Annotated in this window: 22 protein-coding genes and 1 tRNA gene; 2 read left to right on the top strand and 21 right to left on the bottom strand. The window is 44.6% G+C overall.

What is annotated here, in order from left to right:
* Window positions 1-47: 47 nt before the first annotated feature.
* The 10 genes from OCV72_RS05945 to OCV72_RS05990 form a co-directional block, all read right to left on the bottom strand.
* Complete coding sequence (locus tag OCV72_RS05945; protein ID WP_055282628.1) at window positions 48-719, bottom strand: DUF4956 domain-containing protein; 672 nt, start codon at window positions 717-719, stop codon at window positions 48-50.
* Window positions 716-1,465, bottom strand: coding sequence for a polyphosphate polymerase domain-containing protein (locus OCV72_RS05950; protein WP_155515211.1), 750 nt, complete (start codon window positions 1,463-1,465; stop codon window positions 716-718). The genes OCV72_RS05945 and OCV72_RS05950 overlap by 4 nt, the downstream gene beginning before the upstream one ends.
* Window positions 1,455-3,233: a CotH kinase family protein gene (locus tag OCV72_RS05955; protein ID WP_055282630.1), complete on the bottom strand. Its 1,779-nt coding sequence runs from the start codon at window positions 3,231-3,233 to the stop codon at window positions 1,455-1,457. The genes OCV72_RS05950 and OCV72_RS05955 overlap by 11 nt, the downstream gene beginning before the upstream one ends.
* Window positions 3,220-4,689, bottom strand: coding sequence for an exopolysaccharide Pel transporter PelG (gene pelG / locus OCV72_RS05960; RefSeq protein WP_055282631.1), 1,470 nt, complete (start codon window positions 4,687-4,689; stop codon window positions 3,220-3,222). Before pelG ends, OCV72_RS05955 begins: the two co-directional genes overlap by 14 nt.
* Window positions 4,670-6,094, bottom strand: a complete 1,425-nt coding sequence (gene pelF, locus OCV72_RS05965; RefSeq protein ID WP_055282633.1) for a GT4 family glycosyltransferase PelF — start codon at window positions 6,092-6,094, stop codon at window positions 4,670-4,672. Before pelF ends, pelG begins: the two co-directional genes overlap by 20 nt.
* A 39-nt stretch (window positions 6,095-6,133) precedes the next feature.
* Window positions 6,134-7,978 carry a DUF2194 domain-containing protein gene (locus tag OCV72_RS05970; RefSeq protein WP_242859226.1) on the bottom strand — a complete coding sequence of 615 codons (1,845 nt, stop codon included), beginning with the start codon at window positions 7,976-7,978 and terminating at the stop codon, window positions 6,134-6,136.
* Window positions 7,966-8,859, bottom strand: a complete 894-nt coding sequence (locus OCV72_RS05975; protein WP_055282635.1) for a hypothetical protein — start codon at window positions 8,857-8,859, stop codon at window positions 7,966-7,968. Before OCV72_RS05975 ends, OCV72_RS05970 begins: the two co-directional genes overlap by 13 nt.
* A complete protein-coding gene (locus tag OCV72_RS05980; protein ID WP_055282637.1) occupies window positions 8,856-10,967 on the bottom strand; it encodes an NAD-dependent epimerase/dehydratase family protein in 2,112 nt (703 codons plus the stop codon). Before OCV72_RS05980 ends, OCV72_RS05975 begins: the two co-directional genes overlap by 4 nt.
* A gap of 245 nt (window positions 10,968-11,212) precedes the next feature.
* On the bottom strand, window positions 11,213-11,659 hold the full coding sequence (locus OCV72_RS05985; protein WP_049947107.1) for a prepilin peptidase: 447 nt from the start codon (window positions 11,657-11,659) through the stop codon (window positions 11,213-11,215).
* 34 nt (window positions 11,660-11,693) lie between these two features.
* On the bottom strand, window positions 11,694-12,842 hold the full coding sequence (locus OCV72_RS05990) for a ComEC/Rec2 family competence protein (protein ID WP_055282639.1): 1,149 nt from the start codon (window positions 12,840-12,842) through the stop codon (window positions 11,694-11,696).
* Between the two features lie 151 nt (window positions 12,843-12,993).
* Here OCV72_RS05990 and OCV72_RS05995 point away from each other — a divergent pair.
* A tRNA-Thr gene (locus OCV72_RS05995) sits at window positions 12,994-13,066 on the top strand.
* 65 nt (window positions 13,067-13,131) lie between these two features.
* On the opposite strand, the gene OCV72_RS06000 is transcribed toward OCV72_RS05995, so the two are convergent.
* The 4 genes from OCV72_RS06000 to OCV72_RS06015 form a co-directional block, all read right to left on the bottom strand.
* Window positions 13,132-13,995, bottom strand: a complete 864-nt coding sequence (locus OCV72_RS06000) for a carbohydrate ABC transporter permease (protein WP_055282641.1) — start codon at window positions 13,993-13,995, stop codon at window positions 13,132-13,134.
* Window position 13,996: 1 nt separating this feature from the next.
* Entirely contained in the window at window positions 13,997-14,938 is a 942-nt protein-coding gene (locus OCV72_RS06005) for a carbohydrate ABC transporter permease (protein WP_055282642.1), read from the bottom strand.
* A gap of 99 nt (window positions 14,939-15,037) precedes the next feature.
* Entirely contained in the window at window positions 15,038-16,444 is a 1,407-nt protein-coding gene (locus OCV72_RS06010; protein WP_055282644.1) for an ABC transporter substrate-binding protein, read from the bottom strand.
* A gap of 17 nt (window positions 16,445-16,461) precedes the next feature.
* The gene (locus tag OCV72_RS06015) at window positions 16,462-17,532 is read right to left on the bottom strand and encodes a LacI family DNA-binding transcriptional regulator (protein ID WP_262568953.1); all 1,071 of its coding nucleotides are present in this window, start codon (window positions 17,530-17,532) and stop codon (window positions 16,462-16,464) included.
* A gap of 181 nt (window positions 17,533-17,713) precedes the next feature.
* Between OCV72_RS06015 and OCV72_RS06020 the strand changes: the two genes are divergently transcribed.
* Window positions 17,714-20,167: a glycoside hydrolase family 94 protein gene (locus tag OCV72_RS06020; RefSeq protein WP_055282648.1), complete on the top strand. Its 2,454-nt coding sequence runs from the start codon at window positions 17,714-17,716 to the stop codon at window positions 20,165-20,167.
* 104 nt (window positions 20,168-20,271) lie between these two features.
* On the opposite strand, the gene OCV72_RS06025 is transcribed toward OCV72_RS06020, so the two are convergent.
* Genes OCV72_RS06025 through lepB (OCV72_RS06055) form a run of 7 tightly spaced genes read right to left on the bottom strand, consistent with a single transcriptional unit; the run spans window position 20,272 to window position 25,261 of the window.
* Window positions 20,272-21,165, bottom strand: coding sequence for a mechanosensitive ion channel family protein (locus tag OCV72_RS06025; protein WP_055282650.1), 894 nt, complete (start codon window positions 21,163-21,165; stop codon window positions 20,272-20,274).
* 3 nt (window positions 21,166-21,168) lie between these two features.
* Window positions 21,169-22,023, bottom strand: coding sequence for a peptidoglycan editing factor PgeF (pgeF, locus tag OCV72_RS06030; RefSeq protein ID WP_055282652.1), 855 nt, complete (start codon window positions 22,021-22,023; stop codon window positions 21,169-21,171).
* Between the two features lie 33 nt (window positions 22,024-22,056).
* Window positions 22,057-22,434, bottom strand: a complete 378-nt coding sequence (locus OCV72_RS06035; RefSeq protein ID WP_055282654.1) for a YraN family protein — start codon at window positions 22,432-22,434, stop codon at window positions 22,057-22,059.
* A gap of 57 nt (window positions 22,435-22,491) precedes the next feature.
* Window positions 22,492-23,151 carry a ribonuclease HII gene (locus tag OCV72_RS06040; RefSeq protein WP_055282656.1) on the bottom strand — a complete coding sequence of 220 codons (660 nt, stop codon included), beginning with the start codon at window positions 23,149-23,151 and terminating at the stop codon, window positions 22,492-22,494.
* Window positions 23,144-23,713 carry a signal peptidase I gene (gene lepB, locus OCV72_RS06045; RefSeq protein WP_055282658.1) on the bottom strand — a complete coding sequence of 190 codons (570 nt, stop codon included), beginning with the start codon at window positions 23,711-23,713 and terminating at the stop codon, window positions 23,144-23,146. Before lepB (OCV72_RS06045) ends, OCV72_RS06040 begins: the two co-directional genes overlap by 8 nt.
* A 17-nt stretch (window positions 23,714-23,730) precedes the next feature.
* Window positions 23,731-24,579, bottom strand: coding sequence for a ribosome biogenesis GTPase YlqF (ylqF, locus tag OCV72_RS06050; protein WP_028087462.1), 849 nt, complete (start codon window positions 24,577-24,579; stop codon window positions 23,731-23,733).
* Window positions 24,580-24,601: 22 nt separating this feature from the next.
* On the bottom strand, window positions 24,602-25,261 hold the full coding sequence (lepB, locus tag OCV72_RS06055; RefSeq protein ID WP_055282660.1) for a signal peptidase I: 660 nt from the start codon (window positions 25,259-25,261) through the stop codon (window positions 24,602-24,604).
* Between the last annotated feature and the right edge of the window lie 102 nt (window positions 25,262-25,363).

The following is a 25,363-nucleotide window of genomic DNA, read 5'->3' on the forward strand; positions in this document are numbered from 1 at the left end:
AGGGAATATATATTCTTAATGAATCAACCAGTTATAGTCTTTTCATTTTATCCGTGATACTCTCCATTATACTGGATCAATGTAATATCTTCTACATTTGTGATCTTCCGGATCTTCTCTGTGAAATCGAGATCATTCTGCCGACAGAATACCTCAACTGCCATCTCTGTTTTCTCCCCACGCATCGTCTTTGACTTTATGAAGTATTTCATTCTGCCAAAGCTGCGGATGATCTCATCACCGGCTTCATCTCCCTGATAATGGATCACGGCGATATAGATTCTGCCTTTCTGCTGCTTATGATAAAACAGATAAATCATAATGATCATAACCGCTGCTGCAATCAGTGCCAACGGATACATTCCCGCTCCAGTCGTGATACCTGTCGTGATTGCCCAGAAAAGATAGAGCAGATCCATCGGATCCTTCACCGCCGTACGGAAACGTACGATAGACAATGCACCGACCATACCAAGGGAAATCACGATATTCGTACTGATTGCCAGAGTAACCATGCAAGTGAGAAGTGTCATGCCGACCAACGTAACTGCAAAGCTCCGAGAGAAGATCACCCCTACATAAAACTTGCTGTAAACCATATAGATCACTGCTCCGAGAAGCAACGCCACGATCAGCGAAATTGCCATCTTCGGTGCATTAAAGCTGTCAAATACGCCGGATTCCAGCACCGACTTCTTAATCATATCTTGTATACTCATAATAGTTTTCTCTCCTGTGTTTCATTCCAATATTCAAATCCATGCAAATACTGCGATTTTTCATAACAAAGTACATATTTTGATACTGCTGTGAATTCTTGTGCATTTGGTGGAAGCAAGTCACGCACGATCTGTGGAAGCATCTCTGTGAATTTCACTTCCATAACCAGTTTTCCCGGTTCAAGCACCGGAAGTGTCGGAAGGGACGGATCAAAGATGTCATAACTTCCGACCGCAGCCCTCACATCACTGTCAAATGTAATCCTGACTGTCCCCTCATCCATGATCCACGGTACACGGTCATAGTCAACGATCGTGCATGGACGCATGAGATTGCTGACACATTCCACATAAAATTCTCTGCACAATGAATACGGACTGCTTAACAAAAATTTATAATCTCCATCAAGGATCTTATAGAATTCTTCCTTTGTCAGCGGAGCACTTTCTTTATAAATATAACTTCCGAATTTCTTCTTCCGCTCCAGCTTGATCGAACGGTCACTACAGTCATATATACGGATTCGGTATTTTTTACGCATCAGAACACCTGACTCCTTTTCCGCATAGGCACTGTTGAAATAATCATCAAAATAGAGACTGCGGATCATGTAGCCATTTCCCTTTGCATTTGGATCCTTTTTCAGCAAATGCTTCATCCTCAGCTCCAGCAATTCTTTCTCACTGGTACTGATCAGATATTTCCATTCATTACGGAAGCGTTCTTTTGATAAATCATTCCTCATAAATATCTTCCTCAACATTTTGGCCGCCTGTAATGTAGAAACATTTCATACCATAATTCTTTCCAGCGTCTGTTACATAATAATCAAAAGCATCCTGCGTCTGTCCAGATGTATTTGTCGCACGGATACGCACAAAATACTGACCATCTGCCGGAACTGTAGTCTCCGCTTCCGGAATTTGAATATTATCCTTACGAAATACAATCTCATTAAACTTATAATCTTTTGCCAGTTCAACTGTGTAAGTGATCGTCTCTGCATCAAAGTCATACGATGCGTCCCAGTTGAACTTCAAAATATTTCCCTTGATCACCGGTTTTCCGATATAAAACGGCATTGGCTTTTCCAGGCTCTCCTTATAAAGTTTATAATTTTGTTCTACCTCTGAAGGGATTGCCGATGCAATTGTTTCATACTTCGCTTCAGTCAACGGTGCATACATCTGGTCCGGCATCTGATTTAAATACTTCTGAGTAACTGTACGATATTCCTCTATCATACTACTGATCCGATCCACACTGAGATAGGATCTCAGATCCTGGATCGCCGCGTCAAGTTCCTCACGGAAATCCTCGGACTGCAGACATCTTTGAAAAAGAACATTTCCCCAGTAATTGCTGACTCCACATTCCCAACTTCCCTGATCGAAACGATTCTGAATGTTGTATTCGGTTCTCATGAAAGAGCCGTCATTATCCCACGCGATCAGATACCATGTGTCCGAATTCTGTGGACTATATAAATATGTATTACGATTCTGTGTATCTACATTTCCGGTCAGTATCTGATACGCCATCCAGTACGTCAGATTTTCTCTGTCAAAATATTGATTCAGGATATCCGCAATCGGTTGAGAAATATCATTCAGATCTGTCAGCATTTGAATCAGTTTCGTATGATCTGAATTTCCTTTGATCTCCAGGAGCTTTTCAAAGGCTTTCTGGTCATAGGTCGGATCGTCTTCTTTTTTTATTACATCTTCATAACGGAAAAAATCAAACGAATTGATCTTATATAACTGTCCTTTCGAATCCATTCCGTGATTCTCCATTCCTGTCTTGTTCAGCTGTTCTACCTGTGTGTACAATCCATAATCCTGAAACTCTGCGCTGTTTCCTTCAGTAAGATCTCTTACATATAAATGTACGAACTGGGTTCTAAGTGACATCAGCTGCGGTATCCCTTTCAGAAGATCGTAGGACAGCTTATTACGGAAACGCATTCCATCTGTCTGATGTTTATTCAGATTGATCGTGCGCTGTCCACGCCAAGTTCCCTTATTCTTCTTCAGCTCAATCTTATAGTTTTTCTGCGAATTACGGCTCGATGTCTGTCCTCTGATCTGCACGGTAGCATTCGGCACATTTTCACCATATCCAACCTCCCCGCTCTGCGGACCTGACTCATCACCAACCTGAAGAAGCGCCGCTGTCTGGTAACGGTCTACTCCCATCTTGTCATAATCATAGGCCGAATAACTGTTGATCTCCTTCCAGGTGTGATCCGTACCCTCTGAAGAATTTCCGCGGGAAACGGTGAGATACATCGTCACAACACTTGTCTCGTCATCATTTTCATAGAGCCTATCCTTATCCCTGAGGTGAACGTCGTTGATATCCTGTGTCTCTGCCTTTTTTATCTCTTCCTGTTGTTCTGTCTGTTTCTTTGAAGTATCCCCTGTTTTCTCCGGGGTGGTACATCCCGTCAGGCAACAGGACATTCCTAATAAAAGGGCACATCCCAACGCAAGTAATTTATATTTTTTCAAGCTTATCTCCCCTCTCTATTTTCTCTTCCAAAAAGCATCCAAGCCGTGTGAAGAAACCTGTTTTATCCTCTGCCACAATCGGCTGTACACTCAAAATATAATACGGAAGTTTTTTTATAAAATATCCAAGACGCAGTGTACAGATCAAAAAGAACACTGCACTTCCCAGTAAAAATCCAAACCCATAATACACCTGTGGGAAGAATAAAGACACACAGGTAAATGTCGTCGTACATGCGGCGAACATTCCTGTTGCAAATAATGCTCCCTTGTAATCTGTAAAATAAAGTAAGATCAACATCATTGTGTTAGCAATTGCATAGAGTCCATAGCCGACACAGAGTGTCCTAAAATATCCTTCCATAAGATCATTAAATCCAAGCGGAAGATATGTCAAAAGCAGCTGTCCGATCGAAATAGCCAGTGCCGTTGTAAGTAGCTGCTTTAACGCCGTATATTTCAGCTCCATGTTTAAGACCTTTCTCATCTCATTTCCCGCCTGCAGGATATCCTTGATTTCTCCCTTGTCATTAAACAAACTATAATAATTCCGATATTTCGGATAGAAATTCACTTCCACAGATACAACGAAATTAACGGTTGTAATAAGAATCGTCAAATAGGCGATCATCGCAGGTACATCATGATACGGTGCACCATAAAATAATCCCTGAACATGTACACGGATCGGTCCGCACCACATGATAACAAGATGTGCAAATAGTCCGATGTTTGTGAACAAGCCTGTAAACGCAAGCGGAAGGAACTGATCCACCCAGCGTAAAAAGAAAAATGCACTGATCTCTCTCTGCGGAAAATAACGGTACAACAGCGTCACATCCCAAAGCAGCATGATTCCATAACCGATCGTAACTGCGATCATCAACGCCTCTACATGTGGAATCCCAATCAGGATCAATAGGAATCCGACCAACAATGATACCGCTACCGCTGTAATAAATGAAATAAGAATCCCTTTGTAATCCTTGATCGCTGTCAGATAACTCATCGCATTCCAGGTGACGATCAATTCTCCGAAAAACTCCAGGCACAAAAACTGATCGATCAGATTGATTCCTGAAAACAGAAGAAAAATCCCATACATGATTCCGCCGACTACAAGCAGGAGCGCTGTTGAGCCCCAGAAAGAAGAAAGCACCGCCTCGTGGCGTTCTTCATACAGCATATCCGCAATATATCTCGTCACGACCATAGAGAAGAAACTGGTCACGGTCAACGAAGCGAGAAGTGTGTAAGTAATCATACAGTTCAGAAGTTCCCGGTTATGTCTCGTCGCACCGGTATGATCGCAGATAAAAGCGATTCCTACCAACAGCACGATACCGAGCAGCATCGGACCTGTACAGATCACTCCTGCATACCCATACGCTTTTGCCGTCGCTGCAAGTCCGCGCTTCTGGAATAACTTTTTTAACTCAAATCCGATTCCGGCCATCTGCCTCTTCCACCTCCTGATACATCTTCCGGTACTTTTCAATCATTTCTTCTTTTCGATAATATGCTTTCACTCGTTTCTGTGCATTCTCCCCCATGCGGAGTCTCCGAGCTCTGGAAGCGCACATACGATCCATTGCCTGCGCGAGCCCCTCTCGATACATCGGTGGAACACAATATCCTGCTTTTCCGTATCGATCCTCCTCGTTACCATTCAGAAGTTCCCTGCAGCATCCTACATCTGTAGTCACACAAGGCCGCCTTGCAGCAAATGATTCTAAAACAGACAGCGGCTGTCCTTCCGATATACTCGTCAAAATTGTAAAGTCCAGCTTCTCCATATAAGAGATGATATCCACTCGTCCTGTAAAGATCACATTTTCCAGATGAAGCTGATCGACCAGCGCATAGCACTCCTGCGCATACTCCTCATCATCGACGCCTCCCATAATGTGGAGACGCACATGCTCTCTTGTCGTGCAAAGCTCATAAAACGCATAGATCATCGTCTTGATATCCTTGATCGGTGCCAGACGCACGATCGCACCGATGTCAACCCATCCGTCTTCCTCTTTCAATGGAATAGGGGAAAGCCTTTCATAGTTGATTCCATTCTCAATGACACGACATTTCCCCTTGTCACATCCCATCTGGATCTGTGCATGCATGGCATTGGTAAATAATGCTGAGACTAGAAACGCTCTCGTATAAATAATATCCGACAGCATATAGAAGAAAGAAATCCACTGCTTTTTAAATGCCGGCTGTACCCATTTTGCACGAATGATCTCTTCTTCACGCTCTCTTGTGTATATTCCATGCTCTGTCAGCAGCACTTTCTTCTTATAAACATGCCCGCCCAGGCATGCAAGAAGTCCGCCATATCCTGTACAGATTGCATGATAGACATCTGCCTTGGGCACTTCACTTCCCATTAGATAAAGGACCGGAAGCAGCATAGAACGCATTGTGTGAAATGCATCCGCAAACGGAGTATATGGATAATCTTTTATACAGCACTCCGTCAATATATTCAGGAATTCCTCACTTCTTAAAAAAGACATAGGATTCAGCTTCTGGTCATGATAGAGCCGAAACAAGATTTCCCAATTCGGGCGTCTACACAGCATCAGCTCTTTCAGGCTGTTCGTCTCTTCCTCTGTAAAGGCATGAAGCATTTTTCCAGAATCCTTCAGCCGCAAAGCGTCATCCAGAAAGACCTCGTGAACTTCTACAACATTTTTCGGAAGCTCGTAGACAAATTTCCCTTTATCCTTCGCATTTGCCCCAATCACCCACAGAACAAACTCATGCTCTTTCATTTCATTGATATACTGGTGCATCCAGGTGGATACACCTCCAAATATGTAGGGATAACACCCCTCCAATATGAGACAGATTCTCACAATTAACTCCTTATCTGTCGCGTGTTACCGCTTTGTATTTCAATCTTCTAATTTCTCAATAGTTACTGTTGGTTCCTTTGCCTGAAGCAGATAGAGATTTCCTGTCAGATGTGTAAGTTTTCCTCCCGAAACTTCACCCGGTGTTCCTTCATTGATCCTCACCATAAAATATGCTTCATCATAGAAGTTTTTAAGCTTCAATTCTATAGACCGCTCTGTCACTGTCTTTGTGAATGTAACCGCTCCATAACGCTGGATCGCACCGGATAGTTCTGAACCGGTGAGTTGTCTCAAGGACGGTGCCGAATCCACCAGCCAGTCCATATAATCAGCGAGGTTGCCCTTCATCTTTTCCCAGCCAAGCGCCGCACCGCGGTCTTCGTCCAGAAGATCATCCGGATGAATAAAATGACTGTTCACAAAATGCATATTTAATTCCGACAGTGCCGCCATCTTCATATAATTATCGATAATTGCACCGGAGATGATACGCGGCTGTTCTACAATCCCATCCTTTGCAACTTCAAATTCCTGCACATACGCAAACTCACCGGTGAAATAATTACTGGCGATCGTCCGGATCTCCGGGAAATCTTTCGCGAGCATCTCCCTTCCTTCTGCTGACAATACATTGGACGGCGGTACATAGACTGACATTGATACACCGGGAAATGTATCCTCTCCAAAATGGATCAATTCTTTTACAGCCTTTTTCATGGCCGCCTCATTTTTCCATGTATCATACGGAAGCGCGTCACCATAATCTACATTTGAAAGACTCAACGGCTGATGATTGTATCCATGATACCCGAGTTCTCCACCTTGATGAAGCAGCATATTTCCAAAATACTGAAAACGTCTGGTATCCTTCTGTTTCTTAATCGTTCCATCCGTCGCATCCTCATAATTTTCAATAATCACACCGGTATAGCGAACGTTGTGATCAGATGCAAGCTCCTGCATATCCGGCCACCACACATCCATATAGAAATCACTAATGCTCATTCCATAGTCCCGCTTCACATAAGTACCATCTCCCTCCGGAACCGGTGACGGAAAGTCATCCAGATAAAATGCTGATCCATTGATCACCGGATAAACCCCCACATCAGTAAGGAGACTGTAGGAAGCCGCATAGAATCCACGCACCGCTTTCTCATACAGTCCAAAGTTGTCTACTACAAACTTCCCTTTTCCATATTGGTTCTCCCAAATGACAGGCTGACCGTTTTTTTCATTAACACGCGCATAAACCTTCGCATTCTCACTCAGCTGCACTGCCCAGGCAGAGTCATACGGATCCGTGATTGCATAAGCCTGTCCGCCGCCAAGCATAAATTCCGGTTCAAAATAAATACTGTCTACACGTATATTGTCATATCCGGAAGAAACGATTCCAAGCTTCTGCTCAATCACTGATGAATACGCTGTTTTCTGAAGTGTCAGGGCAAAAAGTACATTCCCACCCTCTGACACCCAATCACACAGTTCCATAAGATTCTCTTTCAACGGACTTACATCGCTCAGTAATACAACAACCGTTTCATAAGCATGATAATCTGGAATAGAGGATGCACTCTGCAGGTCTACCACATCTGTTCCAACCTTCATATCTTTAAAAATTTGTTGAAACTGCTCCCATGCAGCCACACTCGCCTCATCTTCACTGTTACGAAGTACCAGACAGGTCTTCGGCAGTGATTTCGCAGCCATCTGTTCCGTAACCACTTCTTCCTGACTGAGATATGCGACTTTTCTGTTTTTTTCAGTATATTGAATTCCACTTCGTTCAGCAAAAAGGAAGACCGCGATCATCAGAAATACACCCAGGATCACCAGCATACTTTTAAACGGAAATGTTTTCAATGATTTTAATCCAGCCAAAAAGCCAATACCTCCTTACTCTTAGACGACAGATAGATCTGCTCCTCTTTCATCTGTCTTAAACACTGCTGCAACTCCGCTCCCTTTTTTCGTTCTGCCAGATACCGGATCTTCAAAATCCAGAACTCCTCTTTCCGATGCCATTTCTGATCCATCAGCCCTAGAATCTCTTCCGCCTGAACATAATCTCCTGTTTTCATCAGATTTTGGAACAGACGCACACATGTGGAAAGCGTCGTTTTCACCTTCAGCTTTTGTCTTAAAAGACGGATATAACGTTTTCTCTGTTCTCTCTCCATCTGGGCTTCCAGAATCCCCTGATTCAGATACTCTTCCATAAAATCACAGTACTGCTCCAGGATCTCCGGATCGTCCGGTGATGCCGCATACAGCTTCTCCATCTTCTGCAAACGAAAATCATATTCCTTGGAAAGTTCAACCATGGCTGTGATCGCATAATGGACAACCTCTACATCTTCATTCATGCGGGCCTGTTTCAGAAGATCCATATATTCTTCCGGATCATCATTTAACACATCCATGATCAGTTCACGGCGCACTCCCGGTTCGTTAATCAAAAGTGCTTCCTCTAACGGAACGATCTTTTTGTCCGTATCCGAAACTGCCTGAAAAATATTTTTATAAATCTCTTCATTTACACGAAGCTTTTCCACTCCCGGTTCTATCCTATTGTCTCTTCTGGTCAGCATTTGCAAATGCAAAAGCAGCACGCACACTGTTCCCCAGAAAGGAACGAAGATCACAAGTGCCATCAGATATTTTTTCACCTTCAGCAGATGTGTCTTTATCCCCAGCCAGACCAGCACACAGCAGACAATATGTAACAGGATCAGGAATACTCCAAGCACTGTCTGAATCATAATTTTTCTCCTGTATTTGCATTCTCCATGGTATCGATCTCATGACAGACGAAGCCGTTATTTTCCAGTCTTGCAAGAATGATCGGCAAGGAACTTCTGTCCGTCTGTGAAAGAATGAGGAAGAGCTCTCCTTTTTCAGAAATCCCCCTGACATCATTTTCACGGACCGAAGCCTGTAGCGCTGTGTCTGCCTCTTCCAGTGTCATCTTCGGATACTCCAGCTTCAAAAGCACATAGGATGCCCGATTCTCCTCCCTCATAGAATGGAAGGAATACAGCCGTTCTTCAAAATACTCCTGCTTCAATATACGTGTACCCTGCACGTACTGCCTGTTCTTGATTGCCTCCTGATATTCCAATGCGCGCAAAAGTGCTGTTTCTACCAGACCGCAGAGAATCTGGAACAGATTCAGATAATAGAGGGAAAGCTGTTCATTTCCCACTTCCTGAATGAAAATCAGCATCACGAGCTCTCCATCTTTGTGAATCCCGTTCATATACATCGGATAGCCGTCCAGGAAATTCCGGTTTACCCACACCTTTCCGGACACAATCGTCTCTTTCGCTTCCAGATAATCATCCAGACAAATGGATTTTTTCAACACATCTGTCATTCCCTGGGATGCGATCTCAAGACGTCCATAGCTCTGATTCTTTCCAACTGAATAAATCGCAAATGTATGATTCTCAAGAACTGATTCCATCACATGCAGAGTTTCAATAAAAAGCTCCTGCGGAAGAATGATATCCAGTTTTTTCGTAATATCAAAAATCTTACCAAAGCTGTCACGGCTTCCCAGAATCTGCTTCTTGTACTGCCGTTTATCAGAAAGCGTCTCCTGATACATTTCTCTCATAAACAGAAATTTATCCAGGATCAGTTTATTCTCCTCTTTCATGAATTGAATATTATCTCTGTTTTTCAGTCGGATGTAACCACAGATCGCGCCAACTGCAAAATAGAAGATAAACGGAATCCAGTTCGAAGGTTCGTAGAAAAGTGTCGTCCAGCCGATCCCGGTTTTCGTATATGCTGCCAGCAATGAAAGTGTTTCCAGCCCCGCTGCCGCAAGCCCGTAATTAATGCCGTACAGACTGCTGAACAGCACGATGTAAACAAGCCTCAGATCGATCATCTGAAACTGCACCTGATTTCCCGCCACCCGGTTCAGTGCTTCAAAAACAAAAAATGTGAGCAGCAATTCCGCGATTTTCACGATTTTATCATGTACTTTCAAAAAAGTTTTTACTACATCGATCTTCCGTGTCTTATGGTTCGTTTTCTCACAATAATCCTCATAAATTTCTGTGAGTTCCTCCAAAAGAGAAATCTTCGGAAACCAACCGTATTCATTTCTCAGAACGTGGTCATCAGATATCCCATCCCGGATCAGCACCTCTGACAAATAGGTAATGTTTGCAGCCGGAAACATCTGTGCCAGTCTCTCCCCGAACTGTTGAAAAGTAAAATGAAATACCTGCGGAACCTGAAGACAGGCGCTCCCCTCTCCCCAGTTATCAAAAATCTTGTATAATAAATCCCCAAGATCACTCAAAGCAAGAAAATGCATCTCCTGTGCCGGTGCTTCTTCAAATGTAATCTGCTTCTTATTGATCACAGTTGAGAACAGCTTGAAAAAATAATCCTCCTCATAAGTACCGGAATAAAGATACGGCACACGCAGAATCTTGACAGCGATCTGATGCAGCTCACCGTATTGCCTGCAGAACTCTTCTGCCGAGCGGACCATCAGCGTCTTTCCTGTTGTATCTTCATATAAACTATCCGGTCCTGTAATATACAGAAGCCTGGAATTCAGATTCCCCTTATAGTAATGTAATAGCTTGCGTAAAGTCTCAATCTCACCCTCCATCGTCCCATGAAATGTAAGATAATTAGAAAAATAAATCACTCCCTCAAATTCATACGTCTTGAAAATGTCTTTGAATTCTTCCTCCGTCTTCGGCATCGGGTATACCGATAAGCTCTTATTACGATTTGACTTTTGTTCAGTCTCTCCAAGAAGAAGGATCTGACACTCAGGGAAAGCCTCCTCGATAAATTCTGTTGTAATATATCCGATATTTCCGGTCACCAGTAATTTCATACGTCACCTCGTAATCATACATTGCGCATTTCTATCATTTCCAAACTATCATTTATGCAGAAGGTGTATTTTCTTTTATCCTCTTTTTGTCTTTATACATCTTCTCGGCAGCACAATGGATCAGCTCCGGCAGATTCTTTTCCTCTGCATCTTTGTCCCACGCTTGATACTTAACGCTCCCATTTATCTATATTCTCCTCTAATTGTGTCTAAAAATATATTCTCCAATATAATATACTACCATATCAACTAATTGAAGTCCATAATTTCATTCCAATAATTCCCATAACAAGAAAGGGACCAAGAGCAAAACTGTCCTTTCGTCCCATCTTTCCTGCTGCCAGCATCATGCTTACATATATACCGCTCAATATGATTCCCAGCATTCCTGCATATGTGATAACTTTCACGCCGTTCAGGAAACCGGATACCGCCATCAGCTTTATATCGCCGCCTCCAAATCCGCCTTTTAACAGAACTGTCAACACCAGCATTGGTACTGCAATGACCACAGCACCCAGACACCGTTCCTGGACAGACACTCCCACACGGAATAACATTTCCATACAGGCAAGTGTCAGGATTCCTATATGTGTCCACGGCTCAATGATCTGATATTTCCAGTCCGCATAAGCAATACGGCATAAGATCATCAGGTAAACAACCGTAATTCCATACTCTGTAATTTTCAAACATTCCTTTCCGTTTTCTCACTGTTTATCTCATTTAGTAACATTTCTTACATGGTTCAAGTCCCTGGGCTTTGGCTTCTGCTTCCGTCTCCTGCTTCGCTGTGTCCGGATTCATGCTGCCGCAATGGTTCGTCTTATGATATTTGGAACCGGTTGCCGAAACCCATACTTTCTCTCCTTCCGCCGCCTGTGATGCAGCCGGTTGTCCAGCCTGCCCCTGCACGCTCTGTGCTTCTGTCTGCTGTACCTGTGTCCCCTGATCCGATGCATCTCCCGGCGTATAATCATTGCACGGCGATGCGCTCCAGCTCAGATCTGTCCCGTTGCTGGTCACGGTGATGGTTCCCTGCTTATCCGTTCTGTATACCTGGATCTCCATACTCTTTAATTTATCCATGGTATCTTTATCCGGATGGCCGTATTTATTATCTGCCCCGCAGCTTATCACCGCATACTCCGGAACCGTCTTCTGCAGGAAATCCCAGGACGTTGCTGTCGCCGATCCGTGATGCCCCGGAACCAGCACGTCACAGCTTAAGTCTACCCCTGAACTGCACATCCTTTCTTCACTTTCATGTTCGGCATCTCCGGTAAATACAAAGCTGTTTCCGCCATTTGTAAGCTTGATTGCTACCGAGTTGTTATTACTTCCGTTTTTCTCGATAACTGCCGGCGCAAGGATCTCAAATGATCCGCTTCCGAATTCATACGTCTTTCCGACTGCCGGATGCTTCATCTTCAGCCCGTCAGCCTTTACTGCCTTCACAAAAGATTTATATAATTTGCTTGTGTGGACATAGTTGCTGGATATGACGTTCTTCACGTCGAATACGTTCAGGCATCCGATCAGTCCCGCCATATGGTCTGCATCATAGTGGCTGCTGATCAGATAATCAATCTCTGTCACTCCCTGTTCTTTCAGATAAGCCACGACGAATCTCGATGTCTTTTTGTCACCGCCGTCATAGATCATCGTCTTTCCTTCCGACTGTACCAGAATGGACAGCCCCTGACCCACATCCAGAAAATGTACTTTCATCTCTCCTGTCTGCGCTCCTGCCGTGTTCCCGGCGGCCTGTACCGGAACCTTCATTCCCACACCTGCCATTGCAAATACCAGGAGGACCGGAAGCAGCAGGGACATCAGTCTCTGTCTCCATGTTTTCTTTAATACTTGTATCATTTTATCTTTCCCCTTTCACACCCACATTGCTATTATACACAAAATCTCCTGCCATTTCACATCATTTCATATCCCATTTAATATTTTAAAAAAACACTTGCAAATCTGGCAAAATGCAGTATAATTATATTCGTGGCTGTCACAGACACATGCTGGAATAGCTCAGTCGGTAGAGCACTTCACTCGTAATGAAGGGGTCGTCGGTTCAAATCCGATTTCCAGCTTAAAAAAAGGAATCCTTTGATCAGGATTCCTTTTTTGTTGTTATCCACAACGTCTCTTCTATTTCTTATTCTTTTACACCGCCAAGTGTCACACCTGCAACAATATATTTGGAAAGCAGGATATATACGATAATGATCGGCACGATCGCAATCGCTACCAGCATATATACTTTACCCATATCGAACTTCAGGAAGTCTGCACTTCGAAGAGATGCGATCAGGATCGGAAGCGTCTTCTTCTCGTTGCTGCTTAAGATCAGTCCCGGCAGGAAGTAGTTGTTCCATGCCTGAACGAATGTGAAGATCGCCTGTACTGCCATCGCCGGTTTCATGATCGGAATTACAATCTTGTTAAATGTATGGAATTCTCCGCTTCCGTCAATCCTTGCTGCTTCGATCAGTTCCAGCGGAAGTGATGACTGCATGTAACTGTACATGAAGTAGAATACCGCCGGTGCCGCAATCGATGGGAGAAACAACGGAACCAGACTGTCCATTAAGTCCATCTTGGTGATCAGGTTAACAAAACCAAGTGCAGATACCTGTGTCGGCATTACCAGGATCAGCAGGATGAATAAAAATGCCGGTTTCCTTAATTTGAAATCATAAGCATATAACCCATAAGCGGTCATTGCAGAGAAGTATGTAGACAGTGCCGCCGTGCATACGGACACAATCAGACTGTTCTTAATTCCCGAAAGTACCGGGATGTTGGCATCATTCAGAACCGCTTTCAGATTCCGCATCAGAGATTTTCCCGGAATGAACGAGAATCCTTTCTGGATTTGGAAATGATTCCTTGTCGCATTGACCAGCAATACATAGAAGAAGAACAGGCACAGGAAGGAAAGTATGATCAGCACAACATAGGCAAGCGTCGTTCTTCCTTTATGAACTCTGTTAGTTCCGTTCGTTTTCTTTTCAGCCATGTTATTTTCCTCCCTTCTTGTGATGATGTTTCTTCTTCTCATCTTCCTGATTCAGTGTGAAGTAGACACCTACACACAGAATTGCACAAATGATGAACAATACTACAGATATTGCGCCCGCTGCCCCGTAGTTCTTACTATATAAATGGTTATTCAGATACATGATAACGGTTGTTGCAGTACGGTTCGGACTTCCTTTTCCGTTTGTCAGGATCTGTGGAATATCGAACATCTGCAGACCTCCGATCATGGATGTGATCAGTACATATACCAGGATCGGCCGGATCAGCGGAAGTGTGATCTTAAAGAATGTCTGTCTGTGATCTGCGCCGTCAAGTTCTGCCGCTTCGAACATCGACGGGCTGATTCCCATGACTGCCGCCATCAGAAGGATCGTCGTATTACCAAACCACATCAGGAAGTTCATCAGTCCTACCAGACCTCTCGTTCCCGCAACCGTTGACAGGAACCGGATCGGTGTATGTATCACACCCATAGATTTCAGCAATCCATTTACCGGACCGTTCACAGAGAACAGAGCGAAGAACAGCATTGCGAATGCACTTGCCATGATCAGGTTCGGAAGATAGATCACAACCTTAAAAAATGTCTTTCCTTTGATCCGGAGCCTTACATCCGTGAACCATGCTGCCAGAACCAGTGATACAATAATCTGTGGAATGAATCCGACCAGCCACATGATGATCGTATTACCGATGTATTTCGGCAGATCCGCGGACAGAAGTTCCTGATAATTCTTAAGTCCTACAAAATTCGGTCCTACTACGGTAAGTCCGTCTCTGTAATATTCGAAAAAACTATAGTAGAATGTAGATACCAGTGGTATCAGCTGGAACACAAGGAACACAAGGAAAAACGGCAAGATGAAGAGGTATCCCCATTTTGCGTAACTTACTTTCTTTTTCGTTGCTGTTGCCTTCATGTGCATCCTCCTTTCTTGCCGTATATAAAATATGAATATTCTTTCCATTTTTAAGCAAAACAGAGTGGGCGATGATGCCCACCCTGTCCGGTCTTACTGTTAGTTAGATGGCCACTCAACTTTTTCCAGATTTGGATAAAGCTCTGTGATTGCCTTCTCAAAGTTCTTCTTAGCAGTATCTTCATCTACTTTGCCATCGAAGTAATCTTTGAATGCAGCCTGAATCTTTTCGTTACATCCCTGATCGTATTTGCCTGCATTGCTCATATCGATCTTTTCAGCCTGTTCTGCGAAAAGTTTGATGTGGTTCTGTCCACCGAGGAATGCTGAGCCATAATCCGGATCGTCAGCGATCTCTTTCATAGCTGATTTGTTATTTGTATAATCTTCTGTATCAAGTGTGATCTGTTTCATGATATCTTTGTCACATGTCAGTTTCTTCATGATATCAGCAACTTCGTCTTTGTTGTCTGTTCCTGTTGCTGCACAGATCCATGTTCCGCCCCAGTAATATGGTTCCGGTCCCTGGCATACTGCGTAATCACCATAGATACCATTTCCGACTTCTTTCTCTCCGTCAGGATCTGCAAGAGAGTTGCCAAGAAGTGTGAAGTTGATTCCCCATGTTGAATAGAAGAATCCGAATACCTTTCCTTCTGGTCCCTGATCTTTTGCCCATGCGTCATCCCACAGAGATGTCTTATTGTTGTAACCTTTATCTGTAAATGTCTTGGTCTGGTCTACCCATTTCATAATGTTCTCATCAACTTTTACTGTCTTGCCATCTACCCAAGGAGCAGCTACGTTGTTTGAGAATGTACGGTATGCATCGTCATATCCGGATAACATCTTGTATCCTTTTTCATTTGCCTTTTCAGCAACTGCGTTGAACTTATCCCAGTCAGCAACTGCTGCCTGTACCTGTTCCGGATCGTCTGTTCCGAGAACATCTTTGGCAATGGAACGGCGGTATGCGAACAGTCCAGGTGTTGCCTGCCATGTCGTACCTTTCTGTGTTCCGTCTACAGTTACGATATCTTTTGTATACTGATACTGTTCTGACAGATCATCGTCTGTAAGTCCGAGATCCTTGATATCCATTGTGTAATCAGAATCTACATACTTTAATGCGTAGTCTGCTTCGATCAGGAATATGTCAATCTTATCGTCTGCAGATGCTTTCTCCTGATTCAGGAGAGCTTCATCCAGTTTGTTCTGATAGTTGTTGTTCTCATTCGGATTGATCGTCCATTTTACAACGGTTCCGTCCTTTAATGTTGTTGTGGACTTATCCTTTGCAACTTTCTTCACTTCCGGATAGTAATCATTGAACCTGCTCTGGAATTCATCGTTCCAGCACCAGATGTTCAAGGTCTTGCCGGCATCGCCCGAATCGTCTTTTTTCGAGCTGTCGCTTCCACCGCTGCTACCTCCGCATCCTGCAAGAGAAAGTGCCATGATAGATGCCAATGACATACTAATGAGTTTTTTTGTTCTTTTTTTCATAAAGATGTACCTCCCTTTCAAATTTGTTTTACACTTTTTCCTTCTATCAGCCGTCCTGTTACCATTATTTTCTCCGGTATGCTGGTCTTTGGATTCTCAATTACATCCACCAGTCTTCTTGCCGATTCTCTTCCGATCGCTTCTGCATCCTGATAATAAGTTGTCAGCTTCGGCCGCAACACTTCAGATAATGTAATTCCGTCATATCCTGTCACACTTACATCATCTGGAATGGAAAGCCCCATTCTTTCTAACTGATTCATCCCTCCAATATAAGAAAAATCATCCGGATACATGATCGCCGTCGGCGGATCGTCAAGCTGCATCAGATACTCTGTCGCCCTTGCACTGGATTTCGGATCATGATACACCGCTTTTATAACATATTCTTCCGGAACCTCTATTCCGTTCTGTTCACATCCTCTGTAGAATCCGAGCAGTCTCTTTTCTGTAACGGATGTATGTTCTCCATGGATGAATGCGATCTTGCGGTGTCCCTTTCCTGCCAGATAATTCACCAGACTGCATGTGCCGTCAACATTATCCGACATGACACAGTTCAGATTATCTGCTGCGAAATCAATAGTAACAGTCGGGATGTCGCTCCTCATCAGTTCGACAACTCCCGGATTATAAAAATCTACGCTTGCTATTACCACTCCGTCACACTTGCGGTACCGGCAATGTTCGGCAAATGATATCTTTTCACCTCCTATGTTCTGGCTGATAAATGTTATATCATACCCAAGCCGTTCTGCTTCTTCTTTCGTGCTGTTTAAGATTGCCGAGAAATATTCATGTGTCAGTCCACACATGGTATCATCTACGAACAGTACTCCGATATTATGTGAAAAATTCGTCTTCAACTGTCTTGCTGCTGCATTCGGCATATAGTGCATCTCCTGTGCCGTCCGCTTTACCAGCTCTATTGTCTCTTTACTGATATCTTCATAACCATTCAGTGCTTTACTAACGGTAGCAGGTGACACGTTGCAGCGCTTCGATATATCCTTGATCGTTACCATGCGTTTCCTCCTTTCCCGGTTTTTCGAACGTCCCGAATACGTTTTCGTAGTTTTATAATAAATCGTCTATACAATTTCGTCAATCCTTTTAAATACACAATTTTTTCACATTTTTCTTGTGTATTTTGCACAAAGGTTTCTTTTATACTATTATTTTTGTTTACATTTTGACTACAACGCTCTTATAATAAAAATAGATTACGAAATCGTGTTCGGAATATTTTTATTAGAAAGGGGCTATTATATGAAATTCGGTTACTTCGATGATGTCAACAAAGAATACGTCATCACCACACCTAAGACACCGCTGCCTTGGATCAATTATCTTGGTACTCAGGACTTTTTCAGCCTGATATCCAATACTGCCGGCGGCTATTCATTCTATAAAGATGCCAAGCTTCTCCGGCTGACGCGCTACCGTTATAACAACAGTCCGATGGATCAGAACGGCCGCTATTACTATATCAAAGAAGGAGATACCATCTGGAATCCCGGATGGCAGCCGGTCCAGACACCGTTAGATTCTTACCAGTGCCGCCACGGACTCGGATATACCGTCTTTGAAAGTTCAAAGAACAGCCTGTATGCGAAGCTTCTTGCTTTCGTTCCCGTCCATGACAATTGTGAGATCAATCTTCTTACACTGACCAATTATACGGATGTGGAAAAGGAATTCGATCTTTTCAGCTATATTGAATTCTGTCTCTGGAATGCAGCGGACGATTCTTCGAACTTCCAGAGGAATTTTTCTACGGGTGAAGTGGAGGTTGCCGGAAGTACCATTTATCACAAGACGGAATACCGGGAACGCCGCAATCACTATGCGGTATATTCGGTCAATCATCCGGTCAACGGATTTGATACTTCCAGAGATGCCTTTATCGGACTGTATAACAGTCCTGCTGATCCGCAGGCCGTCAGAAACGGCTCCTGCTCCGACAGCATTGCACATGGATGGGCTCCTGTTGCGAGCCACCATATCCACCTGAAGCTAAGCCCCGGCGATTCGGTATCTCTGGTCTTTGTCCTGGGATACTGCGAGAATCCAAAGGATAAAAAGTTCAGTGCACCTGGCGTCATCAATAAAGAACCTGCTGACAGACTGCTTGCCAGATACCAGACAACGGAACAGGTAATGAACGCATTTCAGGAATTGAAAGATTACTGGACAACGCTTCTATCCGCTTATACGGTTCAGACCGAAGATGTCAGACTGAACCGTATGGTGAATATATGGAACCAGTATCAGTGCATGGTTACATTTAACATGAGCCGCAGTGCAAGCTACTACGAGAGCGGACTGGGACGCGGGATGGGATTCCGCGATTCCTGCCAGGATCTGCTCGGCTTTGTCCATCTGATCCCGGAACGCGCCCGCCAGCGTATCCTGGATATTGCAGCCACGCAATTTCCTGACGGAAGCGCTTACCACCAGTATCAGCCGCTCACCAAGCGCGGTAACATGGATGTCGGAAGCGGGTTCAACGATGATCCTTTGTGGCTGATTGCGGGAACTGCTGCTTATCTGCGCGAAACAGGGGATTTCTCTATCCTTGAGGAACCTTGTACATTCGATAATGACGAGAATAACACTGCTCCTTTGATGGAACACTTAAGACGGAGTTTTCAGTATACCGCAACCCATAAAGGTCCTCACGGACTGCCGCTCATCGGACGTGCAGACTGGAATGACTGTCTGAATCTGAACTGCTTTTCCGAAGAACCGGGTGAGAGTTTCCAGACGACAGGACCGAACGACGGACCGGTAGCCGAAAGTGTATTCATCGCCGGTATGTTCGTAAAATACGGACGGGAATATGCAGAGATCTGTGATGCCCTCCGCCTGAACGATGAGCGGGATGCTGTATTAAAAGAAGTGGCTGCTATGGAAGAGACTGTTATGGATGCCGGCTGGGACGGCGACTGGTTCCTGCGTGCTTATGATGCCATGTCCAATCCGGTAGGAAGCAAGGTCTGCGAAGAAGGCCAGATCTTTATCGAACCACAGGGAATGTGTGTGATGGCCGGAATCGGCACGGATATTACGGAAGATGGAAGTCCGTCTGCTGCTGCCCGTGCGCTCAGAAGTGTGGAAGAACGCCTGGATACCAGATACGGCATTATCCTGCAGACTCCTGCTTATACAACCTATCATGTAGAATTTGGAGAGATCTCTTCTTACCCGCCGGGATATAAGGAAAATGCCGGAATCTTCTGCCATAATAATCCATGGATCAGCTGTGCCGAGACGGTTCTCGGTCATGGCAGCCGGGCTTTCGAGGTCTTCAAAAAGACCTGTCCTGCTTATCTGGAAGATCAAAGTGAGATCCGCAGGACCGAGCCGTATGTCTACTGTCAGATGATGGCCGGCCGGGATGCTCCGACTCACGGAGAAGGCAAGAACAGCTGGCTTACCGGAACAGCCGCCTGGACATTTACCTGTATCAGCCAGTATATTCTCGGTATCCAGCCGACTTTACAGGGACTGCGTATCAATCCATGTATTCCGTCTGACTGGAGCGGCTATACCTGCCGCCGTATTTACCGTGGTGTCTCTTACGATATTACGATTGATAACAGTGCACATGTAGAGTCCGGAGTCGCGTCTGTCACGGTTGACGGACAGCCGGTAACAGGAACTCTTATTCCGTTCGATGCCGGCAAGAAGACCTGTAAGGTAGAGGTTGTCTTAGGATAATTACAAAATACGCCATACAATATAGAAGCCTGCCGCAGGCATATTGCCTGCTGATCTGCTTCCTGTATTGTATGGCATATTTTTTTATATGTTTCGATATGTTTCTATGTGTTCTTCTGCATGTGTACAGTCATCTGCGGATATGGAATTTCGATACCGTTCTCATCCAGTAAAAGCTTGATCTCTTCGAGCAGTCTCCATCTGGTTTCCCAATATTCCTCATTCTTCACCCATGCACGGATTCCCAGTACAACCGCACTGTCTGCCAGCTCATGAACAAATACATTGATCTGTTCGTTCTTGATGATACATTCATCTTTGATCAGCAGATTTTCGATCACTGATTTTGCCTGTCGGATATCCGCATCATAAGAAATACTCACACGCAGATCCAGCTGCCTTTCATCTTTTGCCGTTGCATTGGTAATACTGTTGTTGGTCAGCATTCCATTCGGGATTACGATCGTCTTGTTATCAATTGTACTGAGTTTGGTATAGAAGATCTGGATCTCTTTTACGGTTCCTTCTTTTCCGTTGGTATCCTCGATAATATAATCTCCGACTACAAACGGTTTTAATAAAAGGATCAGGACTCCGCCTGCAAAGTTCGAAAGGCTTCCCTGTAATGCAAGACCGATTGCCACACCACCGGATGCCAGTACTGCCGCTACGGACGTTGTATCGAATCCAAGACTGGAGATCAGACTGAAGACAAGCAGGGCATACAGTCCATATTTTAGCAGGGAATCTACAAACTGCTCCACTCCTTTGTCCGCACCGGAGCGCTCAAAGGAACGTCTGACGATCTTCCGGATCCACCGGATCACCAGCCGGCCGATAAAGAATGCCACCAGTGCCGCCAGCACTTTCAATCCGAACGTGATCAGTCCCGGTATGCTGTCCTGTACATATTGTGTCAGCTGATTAACCTGTTTGACCGCTTCCTGGGTCGCATCGGTTACTTCCTGCGTCGTATCTGCAATTGTTGTATCTGTCATATGTTATACTCCTCTTGTTGTCATCTGTTTCAGCGCAAGAAATGCGCTTACATTTCCCCTTTTATCTCCGGTAGTTCTATGCGAGAACAGAATATCCGGATTGCAGTGTGTGCATACATTGGTTACCGCAATATGATCTTCGCGTATTCCGGCTTCTGTGAATATCCGTTCATTGGCACGCCAGAGATCCAACTGGTATTTCCCGTTTTCTTTTTTATAAAACAGCTCCGGCCAGTACGCTTCGTCAAAGCTTTCCCTGAATTGCTGTATCACATCCCCGCTCACTTCATAGCAGTCCCGGCAGATGGACGGACCGATTGCCGCAATGATATCTTCCGGATCAGAGCCATATGTCTTCTGCATCAGTTCTATGGTAACTTTTCCTATCTTACCGACGGTTCCTCGCCATCCGGAATGTGAAAGACCGATCGCCTTCTTCACCGGATCAACAAAATACAACGGCACACAGTCTGCGTAAAATGTAACCAGACAGATTCCCGGCACATCTGTGATCATTCCATCGGTCTCCTGAAAACGCTTTCCCCTGTCTCCGGCTTTTACTACCGCTACATTGGTCGTATGGGTCTGATTGGTGAATGTCATATCTTCCGGCTGTACACCGATAGCTCCGGCAATCCTTCTCTGATTCTCCCTGACATCTTCCGGATCGTCACCTCTGGTTGTACTGATATTCATCGTTGCCCAGCATCCTTTGCTGACACCGCCAAGTCTGGTCGAGAATCCATGATTCACGATTCCGGTCTCTTCCAGCATCGGATAACTTAAGAACGGGACACCGTTCACTTCTTTTTCATCAAATATATGGTCCTGATTTTTATAATGTAAGCCCAGATTCATGCCATATTCATCCTTTCTGTTCCGGATCTCTTCCTATCCTGTATAATCAAATGCATTCCGGTAAAGTGTCACCTCATGATTCTCGATGCTCACCACATCGAATCTGCATGGTACCTCATCGATTCCGTTGACCGTCATATAGCAAAGTGCACTTTTGGAAATGGTTCTCTGTTTGGCTGGATTTACAGCCTCCGCCGGATGTCCTTTTTTATCTGAAGCGCGATATTTCACCTCACAGAAGACCAGATATCCCGCTTCTCTTGCTATGATATCAATCTCTCCGGTCTTACACCGGTAATTATACTCCAGGATCTCATATCCTTCCTGCTCCAGATATGCACCGGCAAGCCGTTCATAATGGCTTCCGGTCTCCCGGTTATTCTTCCGTTCTCTTCCTGTATCTCCGGCCATAGTCCTCCCGTTCATTTTAGCAAACATTCTTACAACTTTGCTGTCTGTGATATATTTTTATATGTATTTTTTTATAAATGTCATTCTGTGGATCGGTGATGGTCCTAATTCTTTCAGGCCTTCGATATGTTTCTTCGTGCCATATCCTTTATTGGCAGCGAAATCATACCCCGGCATCACTGCATCATACTCTACCATCAGGCGGTCCCTGGTCACTTTGGCAATGATGCTTGCCGCTGCAATGGACACACTTTGGGCATCTCCTTTGATGATCGGCACCTGCCGGATATCGACGCCCGGTATCGTCACAGCATCGTTCAGAAGCAGATCCGGCTCTACCTTCAGGTTCCCTATCGCCATGCGCATCGCCTCATAAGTCGCCTGCAGGATATTGATCTCATCAATCCTTGCCGGACTTACGATCCCTATTCCTGTCGCCACTGCACGCTCCATGATCTCATCGTAAAGTGCCTCCCTCTTCTTCTCCGAAAGCTTTTTCGAATCATTCAGATACAGGATCGGATCATCTTTTGGCAGAATGACTGCTCCCGCTACCACCGGACCGGCAAATGGACCGCGGCCGACTTCATCGATCCCACAGATATAGGTACAGTCGCTGTATTCTTTTTCATAGACGCTCATTGCTTCGGTACGCTCCAGTTCTTTTTGAAGCTTTTCCTGTTGTTTTTTCAGTTTTTCTTCTTCTCGTTTATTCATGTCGGATCACTCCTATATTGTCAAATGGATAGATACGCACCCAGGCTCTGCCGATCAGATCCTTCCGGGTCAGCACTCCTACCCCCGGATCTCTGCTGTCCATACTGTGATTACGGTTATCTCCCATCACAAAGTATTCATCATCTCCCAGCGTAACCGGCTCTGCAGCCGTCTGCGGATCCTTGATCTTCTCCTTCCCATAGATATCACTGGTCAGGCGTTTTCCATCGATATACACATATCCGTCCCGGATCTGCACAGTCTCACCCGGCATTCCGATGATACGTTTGATATAATATGTATCTTCTTCATATTTATACGGAAATACAATAATATCATAGCGTTTCGGATCCCGGAACCGGTAACTGATCTTATCAACGATCAGATTGTCTCCATCCTGTAATGTCGTCTCCATGGAAGATCCGCTTACCATCGTCCGCTGTCCGACAAAGGTGATGATCAGATAGGTCAGACCGATGATAAGCAGTATATACACAAGCCATCCGCCGAGTTCCCCCAGGATGTCTCTTTCTTCTTCCTCTCTCTTTGAATGTCTGGACATATTCGTGCGTATCCTTTCTAATATGCATCCGGATATTCCAGAGTCAGTCTTCCCAGGCGTCCGTTACGGAAATCATCCATCAGAAGGACAGATGCTTTCTCTGTATCCAGTTCATTTCCACGCACCAGGCAATGTCTGCTTTCAGCGATCCTTGCAATCATGCCGTATGGATCCGCATCTTCTTCTACGTTATATTTACTCTCCAAAACTCCCGGATAATTCTTGTTCATAAATGTCACAAGTTCTGCTGCCAGTTCTTCCGTCTGCAGGATCTCATCCTTGATCGAACCGATAAATGCAAGCTTAAGACCTACTGCCTGATCTTCGAATCTTGGCCATAAGATTCCCGGTGTATCAAGAAGTTCTACATTCTTGTTCAGTCTGATCCACTGTTTTCCCTTGGTCACACCCGGCTTGTTGCCCGTCTTCGCACAGGCTTTTCCTGCCAGTGCATTGATGAATGTTGACTTTCCGACATTCGGGATTCCTACTACCATGGCTCTGACCGGACGGTTCAGGATACCGCGCTTTCTGTCTCTTTCAATCTTTTCTTTACATGCTTCCTGGATCACGCCGTTGATAGACTTGATCCCCCCGCCTTTTTTAGAGTTCACTTTTACAACGGAGAACCCTTTTTCGCGGAAATATTCCGACCAGGCATCGTTCCATTTATCTTCTGCCAGATCTGACTTGTTCAGAAGGATCAGCCTTGCTTTATTCTTTCCAAGTTCGTCAATGTCCGGGTTCCTGCTGCTAATCGGTACTCTGGCATCAACCAGCTCAATGACCAGATCTATTAGTTTGATATTCTCCTGCATCATGCGCTTTGCTTTCGTCATGTGCCCTGGATACCATTGAAAATGCATATCTTTGTTCTCCTCTTATCTATTATCTCACGAATCCGAAATTCTTCTTCGGTGATACCACAAACCAGGCCTTTCCGTAAATATAAGACCGTTTTACCGCTCCGATATCTGCACTCCGGCTGTCTTCGCTGTTCTTTCTGTTATCACCCATCACAAAATATTCATCCCCGCCAAGCTTAACCTTCTCGGCTGCGATGCCTGCGGTATCGATCTTCGTGGTTGTATAATCTTCTTCCAGTTTCTCTCCATTGATATAAATCCGGTTCTCTACGATCTGTACCGTTTCTCCCGGAAGTCCAACAATCCTCTTCGTATAATAATGCGAACTTTCATTGCCCTTCGGCTTAAAGACAATGATATCTCCACGCTTTGGAGAAGATGCATTATATACAATACGGTTTACCAGCACTTTATCCGCATTCTTAAGTACCGGTCTCATAGAATCTCCCACGGTACTCACCTGTTGTCCCCAGTACCATACTGCGACAAATGCGATCAGGCAGGTGACTGCGATCTTAAACACCCAGCTTATGCCGGATACGATCTTTTCCAGATTCAGATGAATCTTTTTCTTCTCCTTCGGAAGTTTTCCCAACAGTTTCTTTTTTGCCTGACGTCTGCGGTAACTTGATCTCCGGGATCTTCTTCGTCTTTCAAAATCCAGATTACTTCTGCGTCTCATATAATCCCCTTATCTTCATGACTTGCCACGGGCAGCTCCTTGCGAAATACATGGCAATATCAAAAAAGGACAATTACATTATGTAGTTGTCCTTTTTACATT

The sequence above is a fragment of the Dorea amylophila genome (genome assembly GCF_025567265.1).
GTDB classification, from domain to species: domain Bacteria; phylum Bacillota; class Clostridia; order Lachnospirales; family Lachnospiraceae; genus Dorea_A; species Dorea_A amylophila.